The sequence below is a fragment of the Luxibacter massiliensis genome, assembly GCF_900604355.1.
GTDB lineage: Bacteria > Bacillota > Clostridia > Lachnospirales > Lachnospiraceae > Luxibacter > Luxibacter massiliensis.
The window spans coordinates 1843652-1859726 of sequence record NZ_UWOE01000001.1 but is presented as its reverse complement, the minus strand read 5'-3'; the positions used below and the strand labels follow the sequence as shown (position 1 = coordinate 1859726).

The following is a 16075-nucleotide window of genomic DNA, read 5'->3' as shown; positions in this document are numbered from 1 at the left end:
AAGGTTACGTCCTAAATTGAACTCAGTGGTGTACCAAAACCAACAATAATTTGTATTTGGTACTAAAAAATGGTAGGATAGTAAAATAAACGGGTATTTTTAAATTGTATACTAGAATACAATTAAGGAGGGAGTTATGGATTTTGCGAGGATGATCGACCACACGGTTTTAAAGCCGGAGGCTACGAAGGCGGATGTGGATAAGTTATGCCGTGAGGCTGTTGAATGTGGATTTCATTCAGTCTGTGTAAATTCTAGTTTTGTATATTATTGTGCACAGAGGCTGAAGGAAAGTGATGTAAAGGTCTGTACAGTTGTGGGGTTCCCGCTGGGGGCAATGTCCACAGAGGGAAAGGTGGGAGAGACGCTTGCAGCTGTCAGGGACGGGGCAGATGAGGTGGATATGGTGGCACACATAGGTATGATTAAGAGTGGAGACTGGGAGTATGTCAAAGAGGATATTACATCTGTGGTAGATGCAGCCGGGGATCGTATATGTGTGAAAGTAATTATTGAGACATGTCTGCTTACGGATGAGGAGAAAGTACAGGTATGCAGGATTTGTAAGGAGGCCGGGGCGGATTTTGTGAAAACATCCACCGGGTTTTCCACAGGAGGGGCAACTGTGGAGGATATCGGGTTGATGCGGCAGACGGTAGGGCCTGTCATGGGGGTAAAGGCTTCAGGGGGCATCCGTTCGGCTAAGACGGCTAAGGCCATGGTACAAGCAGGCGCAGACAGGCTGGGTACAAGCTCGGGCGTTGCCATCGTGGAAGGACAGCTGGATGATTAAGGGGATCTTAGCAGTCCTACTGGGACTGGCCGCTGTATTTCTGGCAGAGTCAAAAAGAGAGCTTGGATTCTTTAAAATTACCCGGTATAGTCTTAGTGTTCCAAAATTAAAGGCGTTAGATAGTGAGAAGAAGATTCTGCTGTTGGCAGACCTGCATAATAAAACCTATGGGGACAACAATGAAAGGCTGCTACAGGCTGTCAAGGAAGAACACCCAGATTTGATTTTGATAGCAGGAGATATGCTGATAGGAAAGGAAGAACCTGCCTATGAGAATGGACTGAACTTTGTCAGTATGCTTCCGTCCATATGCCCTGTGTATTATAGTCTGGGAAACCACGAGCAGCGGATGAAAGAAATGCCCCAAAAATATGGCGGGGCAGCCTTTCGTGAATATAAGGCCAGGCTGTTGGGCGCAGGTGTCCATATGTTGGAAAATGAGAAAGCTGAGATTATGCTGGACAGGCTTCGCGTACAAATATATGGCCTGGAGCTGCCTCTTTATACCTATAAGAAGTTCAAAAGACATACAGTGGCTCCAGGGGACATTCAAAAATGTATTGGACGTGCCCATAGGGATAAGTTTCAGATTCTCCTGGCCCACAACCCTGTATATTTCCCCGCATATAGAGGCTGGGGGGCTGATCTTACAGTATCAGGCCATTTACACGGGGGAATTATACGCATCCCGGGCCTGGGAGGGATCATTACGCCCCAGGCCATCCTTTTCCCAAAATATTCCGGCGAGATGACAGTTGAGGATGGCCAGGCAATCGCTGTCAGCCGCGGCTTAGGCACGCATACAGTGAATATGCGGTTCTGCAATTATGCAGAAGTGGTCGCCATTACTCTCAGGCCGTACAAAACACTTGTACATTCATGAAAATTCCCGTATAATGAAATACAGTGCCAAAATCCAAAAGTGGAGAGAAAAGCTATGGGAATACCGGTGAAGCTGGAAGTGTTCGAAGGTCCTTTGGACCTTCTCCTTCATCTGATAGATAAAAATAAAATCGACATTTATGATATACCTATCGTGGAGATCACAAATCAATACATGGAGTATATACGCAATATGAAACAGGAGGATTTGAACGTCATGAGCGAATTCCTTGTCATGGCCGCCACACTCCTTGACATAAAATGCAGGATGCTCCTCCCAAAAGAAATCAATGAGGATGGCGAGGAGGAGGATCCACGGCAGGAACTGGTAGAACAGCTCCTTCAATATAAAATGTATAAATATATGGCCTATGAGCTAAAGGACAGGCAGGTAGAGGCGGACCAGGTGCTTTATAAGAAGCCTACGCTTCCCGAGGAGGTAAAAGAGTATGTGGAGCCGGTGGATTTGGATGCCCTTCTGGGAGATTTGACGCTTAAGAAGTTAAATGACATATTTACAGACGTGATGAGGCGCCAGGATGATAAGATTGACCCGGTCAGGAGTAAGTTCGGAAAAATAGAAAAAGAAGAAGTTCCACTTCCCGTGAAGTTATCTTATGTAGAGGACTATGCCAGGAAGCACCGGCGATTTAGCTTCAGGCAGCTGTTGGAGAAGCAGGGAAGCCGTATGCATATTGTGGTGACATTCCTGGCAGTTCTGGAATTGATGAAGCTGGGGACTATCCGTGTAGAACAGGAGGGAACCTGTGGGGATATGATGATTGACTCACAGATTTGAAAGGGATGGATAAAGATATGGAAATAGAAAAGCTGCAGGGAGCTATCGAAGCAATCCTCTTTACGGTGGGGGAATCCGTGGAGCTGGGGAAGATTGCGTCTGTGATAGGCCATGATGAAAGTACAACCAAAAAAATAATCCATAATATGATGGACAAGTACGAATCAGAAGATAGAGGAATCCGTATTATAGAGCTGGAAAATTCTTTTCAGATGTGCACAAAGAAGGAAATGTATGAATACTTAATACGGATTGCAAAACAGCCCAGAAAGTTTATACTCACAGACGTGCTTTTGGAGACACTCTCCATTATCGCATACAGGCAGCCTGTGACAAAGCTGGAAATCGAGAAGATCAGGGGGGTAAAATCAGACCATGCAGTCAGCAAGCTGGTGGAGTACGGCCTTGCGGAAGAAGCCGGAAGGATGGAGGCTCCTGGCAGGCCTCTTCTGTTTAAAACCACAGAAGAGTTTCTGCGCAGGTTTGGCGTCCAGTCTCTGGATGAGCTTCCCACAGTGAATCCAGAACAGATGCAGCATTTTAAGGAGGAGGCAGAAGACGAGGCACAGCTAAAGCTGGATATATGACAGAGCTTTGCAGGGGAGGTTCTACCCTGCTCTTTTTTTGCATACATACTAATAATAGTATATAGTTGGAGCGAAAACGAGCGTGAGGGAGAGAGAAGGAAAAACAGTAAGAAAATTGCCTGTACATAAAAGAAGATGGACGTCGGTTCTCTGTATAATTAGTCTATGCTTTTTAAGCCTTTTTCCTGGGAAGGGCCGTATGCCTGAGATACAGGCAGCAGAAGGAGAGCCGGACAATTTATACGCCCAGTCGGCAGTGTTAATGGATGCGGACAGTGGGCGTGTTTTATTTTCAAAAAACGGGCAGCAGGAGAAGGCCATGGCCAGTACCACGAAAATTATGACTTGCATTTTGGCGCTGGAGTATGGAAAGCTGGATGAACAGATGGAAGTCAGTGATTATGCGGCCTCCCAGCCTAAAGTGCATCTGGGGGTGACGGCCGGGCAGCAGTTCTATTTAAGGGATCTCCTTTATTCCCTGATGCTGGAATCACATAATGATTCTGCCGTTATTATTGCCGAGAATATCGGGAAAAGCGTGGAAGGCTTTGCGGATATGATGAATGCAAAGGCAGAACAGCTAGGCTGTGGCAATACATATTTTATTACCCCTAATGGCCTGGATGCGGTGGATGAAAAGGGAACCCACCACACCACAGCAGAGGATCTGGCGAGGATTATGAAGTACTGTATTATGGACTCCCCCCAGAAAAGTATGTTTCTCGAAATAACAAGGGCGGGAAGCTACCAGTTTACAGACTGTTCGGGCCAAAGGTCATATTCCTGCACAAACCACAACGCATTTCTGCAGATGATGGAAGGCGCCCTTTCAGGTAAAACAGGCTTTACAGGAGATGCAGGGTATTGTTATGTGGGTTCCTTAAGGCAGGGAGAACGAACTTTTATTGTGGCTTTGCTGGCCTGTGGCTGGCCCAACAATAAAAGCTACAAATGGGCGGACACCAAAAAACTCATGAATTATGGGTTGGAAAATTATGAGTACCGGGAAATCTGGCAGGAAACAGATCCTGGGAATATCCTGGTCAAAAATGGGGCTGACAATGAAGAGCCTTTTAAAACAGAAATAGCTGTTCCGCTTGAGACAGTGGGGGAGGAAAAAGAGCTGAGGATGCTGCTAAGGAAAGATGAGCAGATAGATATTGCCCTGCATAAGGAGGAAATTCTCACGGCCCCTGTGTCAAAAGGGCAGAAAGTAGGGGAAGTCACATATATGCTGAATGGGGAAAAGATCAGGGCCTATGATGTGGTTACAACATCAGGGGTGTCTGAAAAGACTTTCTCCTGGTATTTTAAAACGATATTTGATCTATATTTTATGGAGCCTCCTAAACCCTTATCTCCGGGAAAAACAGCAGCATAAAGAATTCCTAAAATCATCAAATATTATATTTTTACATGGAGGCCTTTGGTAAAGCCATAAAATTAGAAGTGAATAATAAAAAAAATCAATATAAATGATTAAATTTACCACTGGATAAGGGCGTGTTCTTATGTTAGTATAGATGAAGATAAAAAAAGACAATTAATTTGATATAATATAAGGAGATGTCATTATGAACAACTATGAAAAGTATGAAAAGATGTATTTTATGCCGCCAGAACCATGTTATGACTGGGTGAAAAAGGACCATATTGATACCTCCCCAGCCTGGTGCAGTGTGGATTTAAGGGATGGGAACCAGGCGTTGATTGAACCTATGGGATTGGATGAGAAGATAGAATTTTTCCAGCTTTTGCTGGAGGTAGGCTTTAAAGAGATAGAGGTAGGTTTTCCCGCTGCTTCGGAGACAGAATATCAATTTTTAAGAACAATTATCGAACAGAATATGATTCCCAATGATGTCACCATACAGGTTCTGACCCAGGCCAGGGAACATATTATAAAGCGTACTTTTGAGGCAGTAAAGGGCGCTCCCCATGCTGTAATCCATGTATATAATTCGACTTCCGTGGCTCAGAGAGAGCAGGTTTTCCGGAAAGATAAAGAAGAGGTAAAGCAGATTGCGGTTGACGGGGCAAAGCTACTGAAACAGCTTGCACAGGAGACGGAGGGTAACTTTACATTTGAATATAGTCCTGAAAGTTTTCCGGGGACAGAAGTAGAGTATGCCTTAGATGTCTGCAATGCTGTCCTGGAAATATGGAAGCCTTCCGGGGAGAACAAAGCGATCATCAATCTCCCTACTACCGTGGAAAATGCGATGCCCCATGTATTTGCAAGCCAGGTAGAGTATTTTGATAAGAACCTTTTATACCGCGACAATGTAATTTTATCTCTCCATCCACATAACGACCGCGGTTCAGGAGTCAGTGATGCAGAACTTGGCATCCTTGCAGGTGCTGACCGCATAGAGGGGACTCTTTTCGGGAATGGTGAGAGGACCGGGAATGTGGATATCATCACCCTTGCCATGAACATGTTTTCACACGGCGTGGATCCGGGATTGGATTTTTCAAATATGAGCGAAATCTGTGAGGTGTACGAGCGCCTTACTAGAATGAAAGTATCCCCCCGCCAACCTTATGCAGGGGAACTTGTATTTACTGCATTCTCAGGCTCACATCAGGACGCGATTGCCAAAGGCATGTCCTGGAGAGAGGAAAAGAAACTGCAGAAGTGGAACGTGCCATATCTCCCCATCGATCCAAAGGATGTGGGCAGAAGATATGATTCAGACGTAATACGCATCAACAGCCAGTCAGGCAAGGGCGGTGTAAATTATATTCTGAAACAGAGTTTTGGAATCAGCCTTCCAGAGAAGATGAAAGAGGAAGTGGGATATCTGGTTAAGGATGTATCCGACAAGGCACACAAGGAACTGGATCCTGACTGGGTTTACCATATTTTCGAGGATCATTATATTAATGCAAAATCCAACTTTACTTTAGATGAATGCCATTTTAAGCAGGAGGATGGGATAGTGGCGGATGCGGTTATACACCATGCAGGCAGTGAGCGGGTGATAACCGGAGTGGGGAACGGCCGTTTAGATGCGGTGAGCAATGCTATAAAGCACTACTTTGACATCAGCTATGAGCTGGCCTTTTATGAAGAACATTCCCTCACCAAGGGCTCTTCATCCAAGGCTGTCGCATATGTGGGCGTGGTATGCAATAAGAAAAAGTACTGGGGCGTAGGCATTGATGCTGATATTATAAAAGCTTCTGTAGAAGCGCTGGTAGTTGCCGTAAATAAGCTGGACGACATTAAAAATTCAGAATCCTGCAAGGATGAGCGGCTTTTGGAGATAACCAATTACATTTATGCAAATTATAAGGACGTGACGCTGGATGATTTATCTGAGAAATTTTATCTTTCCAAGCCTTATTTATCTAAGTATATCAAAGAAAAATCAGGTATGACCTTTGGCGATATTTTAAAAAAGGTCAGAATGAAGAAAGCCAGGGCAATGCTCAAGGGCAGCAGCGCTACAGTGGAAAGCATTGCTGAATCAGTCGGCTATCAGAATGTAGAGCATTTTAACCGGATATTTAAGAAAATGTATAATACGACTCCAGTACAGTTCAGGAATAGGAAATAAAAGGTCAAAGACCCCGATGCGTTGCATTCGGGGCCTTTATCAGTTTTGGAATATGATCAGAGGATATAGACAGATGAAATTATGTGGGCTGTATGGCAATGGGCCGGGGCATAATGCCCCGGCCCATTTTGTATCCTGCAGCGACGCAGGTCTGCCCACGGTATAAAGATACATACTGTTTAGTGGGCGGAATTTAGTAATTAATCTTCCGCAGCAAGTTTATCAAGCTTACCGCTGAATGCCCATAGGATAATTCCAATCACAATTACCACAATTGCGAGCACCCCATATCCAGCCTGGAATGAAACTGTCTTCAAGTATGAATACAGTGCAGGATAGATACTGTTTGCAAAGAATACGGCGATTGGCCAGAAGCCAAGCAGCAGTCCGAGAACCTTTGCGGGAGCCAGCATAGTGATGAAGGAGTTTCCAAGAGGAGAGAAGATCATCTCACCGATGGACATCAAAAGTGCTACGAGCACGATCCAGATAAGAGATGCCTGGCCGTCGCCCCTGATGAAATCAGCAGCTACCATTGCCACGAAAGCGCAGCCTACAAGGATAATGCCTAAAGCTGTTTTCTTGAACATACTCATATCGCCCTGCGGCCTTTTTGCCATTTTGGCCCATACCATAGCCAGTGTTGGACCAAGAACGATACATGTAAGGGCGTTTACAGAGTCAAACCATGCAGTCGGAACCTGGAAGCTTCCGATATACCAGTTGGCATGGTTTAAAAAGTCAGCGCCGTCGCCCCATCCGAAGTGATAGTATGCAGGCATGTAAGCCAGATACCAAACCATCCAGAATACAACAGAACAAAGTGTTACGAGGATGATAGCGGCAATACGTTTTTTGTCCCCTGCTGTAAGAGGTTTGTTCGCTTCATCTTTCTTTTTGTTGCTGTCAACAAACTGTCTCTGGTCATTTTTGAAAGGTTTCTTTCCTGCTTCTCCCAGAGATCTTGAGTTAGCTGCAAACCAGATTGCGTCTACAAAAAGGAAGATTGCGCAGAGTAAGAATACGAAGTTGTAGCTGACACCAAAAGTTGCCGGCAGGATTGCGATAAATGTAGTTCCGATGAATGAACCCACGTTGACAAAAGAATACTGGATGGAGAATGCAGTGTTCAGTTCATCTTTGTCCTCGAACAACAGGCCGTTTACACCGGAAAGGTTACCCTTGAATAAACCAGTTCCTACTGAAACAAGGATGATCATTGCCCACACAAGTCCTGTAGAGTGGGCCTGCCATGTACACAGGTAGCCAAGTCCCATAAGAATCATACCTGCGATAACACAGATTCTTGGACTTAACCAGTAGTCAGCGATGTATCCGCCAAAAATTGGTGTAATGTAAGTAAATGCCACGAATAAAGCTGACATGGAAGCTGCCTTGGCATCGGTCAACCCCAAGCCGCCGCCAGCAGCGTTTGTTGCGATCCAGATGGCCAGTAAATATTTTACTGTGTAGAATGCACAACGCTCAAATGTGAAACCCAAAGAGCAGACATAAAAGCCAAAAGGTCTCTTCTTTTTTGCTGTTTCCATAATAAAAACCCTCCAATTAGTTTTTTATAGTGCTGCACTGACATGGTGCTAGATGCTGAGGATATCTAGTATCCTCCCAGAGTTTGAAAAACCTCCTTCTTTGTCAAAAATTTCTCCATGAAGAAATTGTACCATAGTTTATAGGAAAGAACAAATAAAAATTTATAATTTATTTACAAATTTTCATAAGGTTTTTATAAATACTTCCTATTATAATACTCTGGCCATACAAATATAATTTCAGGGTATGTTTTAGCAAGTAAATTTTGGCATGCCGAAAATTTACTTGTGGTGTTTCCAAGGACTGTGAAAAAAATATCAGAATCTGTATTTATGAATTGAAATTTTGTATTAAGTATTATATACTAGAATAGGCAGAAATTTTGGTTTTATTTTAAACAAATTTTATAATATGGAGGGCTAGGATATGAGCTACAACGCTACAGAAAACCCGGCGAGCAGAAGAATTGCCATGCTGCTTGATGAGGGGAGCTTTGTTGAGATCGGCGGTGCTGTTACAGCCAGGAACACAGATTTCAACCTGCAGAAAAAAGACACTCCGGCAGATGGTGTCATCACTGGTTACGGGGTGATTGATGGCAATCTTGTGTATGTGTACAGCCAGGATGCTACTGTATTGAAGGGGGCAGTGGGCGAGATGCACGCAAAGAAGATTGCAAATATTTATGATATGGCAATGAAAATGGGGGCTCCAGTCATCGGTATGGTAGACTGTGCCGGTTTAAGGCTACAGGAGGCTACGGATGCGCTGGAGGCTTTTGGAAGCCTGTATTTTAAGCAGTCTATGGCTTCCGGCGTGATTCCGCAGATCACTGCTGTATTCGGAATGTGCGGCGGCGGCCTTGCTGTTGTTCCCGGATTGACAGATTTTACTTTTATGGAAAGCAGCCAGGGCAGATTATTTGTAAATTCTCCTAATGCACTGGAGGGAAATGAGATGTCCAAATGTGACACAGCCACCCCAGAATACCAGAGCAAGACAGCAGGCTTAGTGGATGGCATCGGTGAGGAGGCAGAGATTCTCGGGCAGATCCGTACTTTGGCCTGCATGATTCCTGCAAATAATGAGGACGACCTTTCCTACACAGAATGTACAGATGACCTGAACCGCGCCTGTGCAGATATTGCCAATGCATCAGAAGATACAGGCATTGCCCTTGCAGCAATTTCTGACAACCATGTTTTCTTTGAGACAAAGAAGGAATATGCAAAAGACATGGTGACAGGGTTCATCCGTTTAAACGGCATGACTGTGGGCGCCGTTGCCAACCGCTCTAAAGTATACGGCGAGGATGGCAGCGCCGCAGAGGAGTTTGACAACGCCCTGACAGTGGACGGATGTAAGAAAGCGATTGATTTTGTGAATTTCTGCGATGCGTTCTCAATCCCAGTCCTGACGCTTACAAATATTTCAGGATTTGCCGCTACCGTGGAGTCTGAAAAGAACATGGCGAGAGCCGTTGCGAGACTCACATATACATTTGCCAATGCCACGGTTCCCAAGGTAAATGTGATTGTAGGAAAGGCATTTGGAAGCGCTTATGTAGCCATGAACAGCAAATCTATCGGCGCGGATATGGTCTATGCATGGCCTTCAGCTGAGATCGGCATGATGGATTCTGGCCTGGCCGCGAAGATTATGTATGAAGATGCGGATGCTGAGACGCTGAAAGAAAAGGCGTCTGAATATAAAGAGCTGCAGTCCAGTCCACTTTCTGCTGCAAGAAGGGGATATGTAGATGCAATCATTGAACCGGCAGATACGAGGAAATATGTAATTGGAGCATTTGAGATGCTGTTCACAAAGAGAGAGGATCGTCCGGACAAAAAACACGGTACGGTTTAGTGAGGTGAGGCGAAGTGAAGAAAAAAATCAGTTTAACAGGGCTTGTTTTACTCCTCATCCTCAGCTTTACAGGATGTGGGAGCAAAGCAGCCGACACAGCACAATATGATCAGGACATGATGCAGCAGTATGCAGACACAGTCATCCAGAGTTTTAATAACATGGCTGAAAGTGATTTTGAAGGGTTTTCTGAGATGTCTGACCTTGAGCTGAACCTGACATTGCTGCAGTCAGGGCTGCCCATTGAGTCAGACGACTTCCTGGCAATGATAGAAGCATGGAAGGCCGGAATCAAAGAATGCGGCGGACTTATAGATATGGGAGAATACCGGCTGGAGACTTCAAACAGCGGGGCAACGCTTAGTGCAGAGGCAGACTTTGAGAATAGGGATGGAGAACTTTCTTTTGCTTTTGACGAGAAGATGAACCTGGAAAGCCTGACGGTGAATGCCAATTATACAACCGGCGAGATTCTGGAGAAGGCGGGACTTAATACAATACTGGGAATGGGAACTGTATTTGTTGTATTGATTTTCATCTCATTCATTATTTCTTTATTTAAGTTTATCCCTGCAATTGAAAAGAAATTCAGTAAAAAGGCAGAGGCCGTAAATACAGAGCCGGCTCCTGCTAAGGCGGCAGAGCCTGCAGCGGAGGCTGTACAGGCATCAGACGACGGCGGAGAGCTTGCAGCAGTAATTGCAGCGGCAATTGCTGCATCCGAAGGTACTTCCACAGATGGGTTTGTGGTCCGTTCCATAAAGAGAAGAAAATCAAATAAATGGAGTTAATCAGGAGGAGATTAAGAGATGAAAAATTATACAATTACAGTAAACGGAAATGTGTATGATGTAACAGTGGAAGAAAATGGGGTAGGAGCGGCTCCCGCACCAGTGGCTGCACCCAGGCCGATGCCGGCTGCAGCGCCGAAGGCAGCACCAGCGGCACCAGCAGCTGCTAAGTCTGGTTCAGCAGGAAGTATTCAGGTAAAAGCAGGGGCAGCCGGAAAAGTATTTAAAATTGAAGCAAATGTAGGACAGAGTGTACAGCCTGGTGATGCAGTTGTCATCATTGAGGCAATGAAGATGGAAATACCTGTAGTAGCCCCGGAGGCAGGAACAGTTGCCAGCATTGATGTAGCAGTAGGAGATGCGGTGGAAGCAGGAGCAGTGTTAGCTACATTAAACTAGTTCACCAGGAGGTTTGACAAATGGAATATATTTCAAATACGCTGGGAAACCTCGTGCAGCAGACCGCATTTATGAATCTGACCATAGGAAACCTGGTCATGATTGCGGTTGCATGTGTGTTCCTCTATTTAGCAATTAGGCACGGCTTTGAGCCGCTGCTGCTTGTTCCTATAGCCTTCGGTATGTTGCTGGTCAATATCTATCCAGATATTATGCTTCATGCAGAAGATGCTGCCAATGGAACAGGAGGACTTCTCTATTACTTTTATATGCTTGACGAATGGTCAATTCTGCCATCTTTGATTTTCCTTGGTGTAGGGGCGATGACAGACTTTGGGCCATTGATTGCCAACCCGAAGAGTTTTCTTCTCGGTGCGGCAGCACAGTTCGGTATTTTTGCAGCCTACCTCGGCGCTATGGCTATGGGATTTTCAGACAAGGCTGCGGCAGCTATTTCTATCATTGGCGGTGCAGACGGCCCTACATCTATTTTCCTTGCCGGGAAGCTGCAGCAGACTGCCATACTGGGACCCATTGCGGTGGCGGCATATTCATATATGTCCCTGGTTCCGATCATACAGCCGCCGATTATGAAGCTCCTTACAACGAAAAAAGAGCGCCAAGTCAAGATGGATCAGTTGAGGCCAGTTTCAAAGCTGGAGAGAATTCTTTTCCCGATTATTGTTACCATCGTGGTTTGTGTGATTCTTCCTACAACAGCTCCATTGGTAGGTATGCTGATGCTTGGCAACTTGTTCAAGGAATCTGGTGTGGTCAGACAGCTTACAGACACTGCAGCAAATGCCCTGATGTACATCGTTGTAATCCTGCTCGGCACATCAGTAGGGGCTACCACAAGTGCAGAGGCATTCCTGAATATGGATACCATCAAAATCGTAATTCTCGGTTTGATTGCATTTGCATTTGGTACTGCTGCAGGTGTGCTTTTCGGTAAAATCATGTGTAAATTATCCGGCGGAAAGGTAAATCCGCTGATTGGTTCCGCAGGTGTTTCCGCGGTCCCCATGGCGGCCAGAGTTTCACAGAAGGTCGGGGCAGAGGCAGATCCAACAAACTTCCTGCTGATGCATGCGATGGGGCCAAATGTGGCGGGTGTTATCGGTACTGCCGTGGCAGCCGGGACATTTATGGCTATTTTTGGGGTTAAATAATAATGGAGGACAAATAAATGGCAGAGATAGAAAAGAAACCAGTTAAAATAACAGAGACAATACTGCGTGACGCGCATCAGTCCCTGATTGCCACGAGAATGACAACAGAGCAGATGCTGCCTATCGTAGATAAAATGGACAAAGTAGGGTACCATGCTGTAGAGTGCTGGGGCGGCGCTACATTCGATGCCTCCCTGAGGTTCCTCCATGAGGATCCATGGGACAGACTCCGTAAATTCCGGGATGGTTTTAAGAATACTAAGCTGCAGATGCTGTTCAGAGGGCAGAATATTCTTGGGTACCGTCCTTATGCAGATGATGTGGTAGAATATTTTGTGCAGAAATCAGCCGCTAATGGCATAGACATTATCCGTATCTTTGACTGTATGAATGATATCCGAAATCTGCAGACAGCAGTTACGGCGGCAAACAAGGAGAAGGCGCACGCACAGGTGGCTATGTCCTATACCCTGGGGGATGCCTATACAATGGAATACTGGGTGGATCTGGCAAAGAGAATCGAGGACATGGGTGCAAACTCTATCTGTGTAAAAGATATGGCAGGACTGCTCTGCCCATACCAGGCCACAGATCTTGTGACAGCGCTGAAAGAAGCTGTCAGCATCCCCATCGAGATGCATACCCACTATACTTCCGGCGTAGGTTCTATGACATATCTGAAGTCAGTGGAGGCTGGCGCAGATATCATTGATACTGCTATGTCACCTTTTGCCCTCGGCACTTCACAGCCAGCCACAGAAGTTATGGTTGAGACGTTCAAGGGGACGCCCTATGATACAGGGTTGGATCAGAACCTGCTGGCTGAGATTGCAGACTATTTCAGGCCAATCAGAGACGAGGCCCTTGAGAGCGGACTGCTCAACCCGAAGAATATGGGCGTAAATATCAAGACTCTTCTCTATCAGGTTCCGGGAGGTATGCTTTCCAACTTGACTTCACAGCTCAAAGAGCAGGGGGCAGAGGATAAGTTTTATGATGTACTTGAGGAAGTACCGCGGGTGCGTAAGGATTTAGGCGAGCCGCCGCTTGTTACTCCATCTTCTCAGATCGTGGGGACACAGGCTGTATTTAATGTCCTGATGGGAGAACGCTACAAAATGGCTACCAAGGAGACAAAGGATGTGTTAGCTGGAAAATACGGGGCAACAGCAAAGCCGTTTAACCCAGAGGTGCAGAAGAAGGTTATTGGGGACACAGAGGTCATTACATGCCGCCCGGCAGATTTAATCCCCAACGAGCTGGATACTCTGCGCAAAGAATGTGAGCAGTGGATACAGCAGGATGAGGATGTGCTGACATATGCGCTGTTCCCCCAGGTTGCGACAGATTACTTTAAGTACAGGGAAGCACAGCAGACAAAAGTGGATGCAAAAGTAGCGGACACTGAAAACGGGTCATATCCGGTATAAACTGCAAGTAGTTTAAAAGAAATATATAAATATAAAAGCAAAGGGCATCGCAAAGCCATCAGATAAGATGACGGAGCGGCGCTCCTATTCCCGCGGGCAACGAGCCAAGCGGACATGTTTACATGTCCATTTGGCGACTGCCGCGAAAGTCAAAGACCCCGATGCATGCATCGGGGTCTTTGACTTTGTCTGAGAATTTCCCTACCTAATATGAGGAAATAGTGATATAATAAGTCAGAAGAATGTAAAGGAGGTTTTTTCATGAAAGTATCAGAAAGAGTTGACAGACTCCGCCAGCTGATGGAAGAAAAGGGCATAGATGTGTATGTTGTGCCTACTGCTGATTTCCATCAGAGTGAATATGTTGGGGAACATTTCAAGGCCAGGGCGTTTATGACAGGATTTACAGGGTCAGCAGGGACGGCTGTATTTACGAAGGATGAAGCGGGCATGTGGACAGATGGCCGGTATTTTATCCAGGCGGCACAGCAGATGGATGGTTCCGGCGTGATGCTGCGCAGGATGGGAGAGCCTGGGGTTCCCAGTGTGGAGGAATATGTAAATATGGTCCTGCCTAATGAAGGAATCATTGGTTTCGATGGGCGCACCGTGGGTGTGGATGAAGGACAGGCATATGCAGATATTGCGGCGGATAAAGGGGGAACGGTGGTTTATGACTGCGACTTGGTAGATTCTATATGGCAGGACAGGCCGCCCCTGTCAGAAAAACCAGCCTTTTTGCTGGACATTCAATATGCCGGTGAGACTACTGAGTCTAAATTGGGCCGGGTAAGGGAAGTCATGAAGCAGGCGGGGGCATCCAGGCATATAATAACCAGCCTGGATGACACAGGATGGCTGTTAAATATCAGAGGAGATGATGTAGAGTACTTCCCGCTTCTTTTGTCCTACACGGTTGTCAATATGAATACTGTGGACCTGTATGCAGATGAGAGAAAGTTTAACACTGAAATTCTGGAGGAATTTAAGAAGAACCATGTTTGCATACACCCATACAATGATGTCTACGAGGCTGTAAAAGGATTTTCAGCAGATGATGTTGTTTTAATAGATCCAAGAAGGATGAATTATGCCCTTTATAATAATATTCCTGAGAACGTAAAGACAGTAAAGCAGGAGAACCCTACAGTCCTCATGAAAGCTGTAAAAAATGACGTGGAGATTGAGAATATCAGGAAGGCGCACATCAAAGATGGTGTTGCACATACGAAATTTATGTATTGGCTGAAGAATACAGTGGGGAAAGAAGTCATAACAGAACTCAGCGCCTCGGACAAGCTGGAAGCGCTGAGGGCAGAGCAGGAGAATTTCCTGTGGCCTAGTTTCGAACCCATTTGCGCATACAAAGAGCATGGGGCAATCGTGCATTATACCTCCACGCCTGAGACAAATGTGGAGTTAAAGGAAGGGGCGCTTTTCCTGACAGACACAGGGGGCCATTATTATGAAGGCTCAACAGATATTACAAGGACTGTGGCCCTTGGGGAGATCAGCCAGGAGGAGAAGGACCATTTTACAGCGGTAGCTGTCAGTATGCTGAATCTGGCAGATGTAAGATTCCTGTATGGCTGTACTGGCATGAATCTGGACTATGTGGCCAGGGAGCCATTCTGGAGGCAGAACCTGAACTTTAACCATGGTACCGGACATGGGGTGGGGTATCTCGGCAATATCCACGAACCACCTACAGGTTTCCGCTGGCAGTTCAGGCCCAACGAGATACATCCTTTTGAGGCGAATATGATTATCACAGATGAACCGGGTATTTATATTGAAGGGTCACATGGTATCCGTACAGAAAATGAGCTTCTTGTATGCAAGGGAGAAAAGAATGAGTACGGCCAGTTTATGTATTTTGAGCCAATTACATTTGTGCCCATTGATTTGGATGCCATAAACCCTGACCTGATGACAGAGAAGGAGAAGAAACTGCTCAACGATTACCATAAAAAAGTATATGAGCTGATTGCCCCTCATCTGGCAGAAGAGGAGAAAGAATGGCTTAAGAAGTATACGCAGGCTATATAGCCTAACAAAAAAGGATGGTGCGCTTTAGGCACTATCCTTTTTTATGTGGGAATTTCTAAAGGACAAAAACAGGGCAATATACTCCAATAATCCCCAAGATATGAAATATATCTCTTTTATAAAATAAGCTGGTATATAATCCTTTCACAAGGAGGTGCTAAAAATGTATATACAAGTTTCTAAGGAAAGTTCA

The 16075-nt window shown here is 45.5% G+C and carries 13 protein-coding genes; 12 read left to right on the top strand and 1 reads right to left on the bottom strand.

Translation table 11 applies throughout. The annotated features are described in order from the left end of the window. The first annotated feature begins 136 nt into the window (after nucleotides 1-136). The 6 genes from deoC to EFA47_RS08555 all read left to right on the top strand — a co-directional run bounded on the left by deoC (nucleotide 137) and on the right by EFA47_RS08555 (nucleotide 6624). Nucleotides 137-793, top strand: coding sequence for a deoxyribose-phosphate aldolase (deoC, locus tag EFA47_RS08580; protein WP_122642897.1), 657 nt, complete (start codon nucleotides 137-139; stop codon nucleotides 791-793). Continuing rightward, nucleotides 786-1676, top strand: a complete 891-nt coding sequence (locus EFA47_RS08575; protein ID WP_122642896.1) for a metallophosphoesterase — start codon at nucleotides 786-788, stop codon at nucleotides 1674-1676. Before deoC ends, EFA47_RS08575 begins: the two co-directional genes overlap by 8 nt. A gap of 54 nt (nucleotides 1677-1730) precedes the next feature. After that, on the top strand, nucleotides 1731-2474 hold the full coding sequence (locus EFA47_RS08570; RefSeq protein ID WP_122642895.1) for a segregation and condensation protein A: 744 nt from the start codon (nucleotides 1731-1733) through the stop codon (nucleotides 2472-2474). A 17-nt stretch (nucleotides 2475-2491) separates the two neighbouring features. Beyond that, a complete protein-coding gene (gene scpB / locus EFA47_RS08565) occupies nucleotides 2492-3061 on the top strand; it encodes an SMC-Scp complex subunit ScpB (RefSeq protein WP_122644472.1) in 570 nt (189 codons plus the stop codon). A gap of 199 nt (nucleotides 3062-3260) precedes the next feature. Continuing rightward, the gene (locus EFA47_RS08560) at nucleotides 3261-4442 is read left to right on the top strand and encodes a D-alanyl-D-alanine carboxypeptidase family protein (protein ID WP_122642894.1); all 1182 of its coding nucleotides are present in this window, start codon (nucleotides 3261-3263) and stop codon (nucleotides 4440-4442) included. Nucleotides 4443-4635: 193 nt separating this feature from the next. Continuing rightward, nucleotides 4636-6624, top strand: a complete 1989-nt coding sequence (locus EFA47_RS08555) for a 2-isopropylmalate synthase (protein ID WP_122642893.1) — start codon at nucleotides 4636-4638, stop codon at nucleotides 6622-6624. A gap of 200 nt (nucleotides 6625-6824) precedes the next feature. Here the strand turns inward: EFA47_RS08555 and EFA47_RS08550 are convergent, their stop codons facing one another. Further along, nucleotides 6825-8174, bottom strand: a complete 1350-nt coding sequence (locus EFA47_RS08550) for a peptide MFS transporter (protein ID WP_122642892.1) — start codon at nucleotides 8172-8174, stop codon at nucleotides 6825-6827. A 427-nt stretch (nucleotides 8175-8601) separates the two neighbouring features. Here EFA47_RS08550 and EFA47_RS08545 point away from each other — a divergent pair, with 427 nt between their 5' ends. From EFA47_RS08545 to EFA47_RS08520, 6 genes are all read left to right on the top strand, one after another. After that, nucleotides 8602-10041, top strand: coding sequence for an acyl-CoA carboxylase subunit beta (locus EFA47_RS08545; RefSeq protein ID WP_122642891.1), 1440 nt, complete (start codon nucleotides 8602-8604; stop codon nucleotides 10039-10041). A gap of 14 nt (nucleotides 10042-10055) precedes the next feature. After that, nucleotides 10056-10832 carry an OadG family transporter subunit gene (locus EFA47_RS08540; RefSeq protein WP_122642890.1) on the top strand — a complete coding sequence of 259 codons (777 nt, stop codon included), beginning with the start codon at nucleotides 10056-10058 and terminating at the stop codon, nucleotides 10830-10832. A gap of 18 nt (nucleotides 10833-10850) precedes the next feature. Then, nucleotides 10851-11231 carry a biotin/lipoyl-containing protein gene (locus EFA47_RS08535; protein ID WP_122642889.1) on the top strand — a complete coding sequence of 127 codons (381 nt, stop codon included), beginning with the start codon at nucleotides 10851-10853 and terminating at the stop codon, nucleotides 11229-11231. Between the two features lie 20 nt (nucleotides 11232-11251). Then, nucleotides 11252-12403, top strand: a complete 1152-nt coding sequence (locus EFA47_RS08530; protein WP_122642888.1) for a sodium ion-translocating decarboxylase subunit beta — start codon at nucleotides 11252-11254, stop codon at nucleotides 12401-12403. 17 nt (nucleotides 12404-12420) lie between these two features. Then, nucleotides 12421-13833: an oxaloacetate decarboxylase subunit alpha gene (locus tag EFA47_RS08525; RefSeq protein WP_122642887.1), complete on the top strand. Its 1413-nt coding sequence runs from the start codon at nucleotides 12421-12423 to the stop codon at nucleotides 13831-13833. Between the two features lie 261 nt (nucleotides 13834-14094). Further along, nucleotides 14095-15882 carry an aminopeptidase P family N-terminal domain-containing protein gene (locus EFA47_RS08520; protein WP_122642886.1) on the top strand — a complete coding sequence of 596 codons (1788 nt, stop codon included), beginning with the start codon at nucleotides 14095-14097 and terminating at the stop codon, nucleotides 15880-15882. Nucleotides 15883-16075 lie beyond the last annotated feature (193 nt).

Bases quoted from the DNA above. Each gene is read 5' to 3' on its own strand.
- EFA47_RS08535 (WP_122642889.1), top strand. From the start codon at position 10,851: ATGAAAAATTATACAATTACAGTAAACGGAAATGTGTATGATGTAACA.
- EFA47_RS08555 (WP_122642893.1), top strand. From the start codon at position 4,636: ATGAACAACTATGAAAAGTATGAAAAGATGTATTTTATGCCGCCAGAA.
- EFA47_RS08575 (WP_122642896.1), top strand. From the start codon at position 786: ATGATTAAGGGGATCTTAGCAGTCCTACTGGGACTGGCCGCTGTATTT.
- deoC (WP_122642897.1), top strand. From the start codon at position 137: ATGGATTTTGCGAGGATGATCGACCACACGGTTTTAAAGCCGGAGGCT.
- EFA47_RS08570 (WP_122642895.1), top strand. From the start codon at position 1,731: ATGGGAATACCGGTGAAGCTGGAAGTGTTCGAAGGTCCTTTGGACCTT.
- EFA47_RS08545 (WP_122642891.1), top strand. From the start codon at position 8,602: ATGAGCTACAACGCTACAGAAAACCCGGCGAGCAGAAGAATTGCCATG.
- EFA47_RS08560 (WP_122642894.1), top strand. From the start codon at position 3,261: ATGCCTGAGATACAGGCAGCAGAAGGAGAGCCGGACAATTTATACGCC.
- EFA47_RS08530 (WP_122642888.1), top strand. From the start codon at position 11,252: ATGGAATATATTTCAAATACGCTGGGAAACCTCGTGCAGCAGACCGCA.
- EFA47_RS08520 (WP_122642886.1), top strand. From the start codon at position 14,095: ATGAAAGTATCAGAAAGAGTTGACAGACTCCGCCAGCTGATGGAAGAA.
- scpB (WP_122644472.1), top strand. From the start codon at position 2,492: ATGGAAATAGAAAAGCTGCAGGGAGCTATCGAAGCAATCCTCTTTACG.
- EFA47_RS08550 (WP_122642892.1), bottom strand. From the start codon at position 8,174: ATGGAAACAGCAAAAAAGAAGAGACCTTTTGGCTTTTATGTCTGCTCT.
- EFA47_RS08525 (WP_122642887.1), top strand. From the start codon at position 12,421: ATGGCAGAGATAGAAAAGAAACCAGTTAAAATAACAGAGACAATACTG.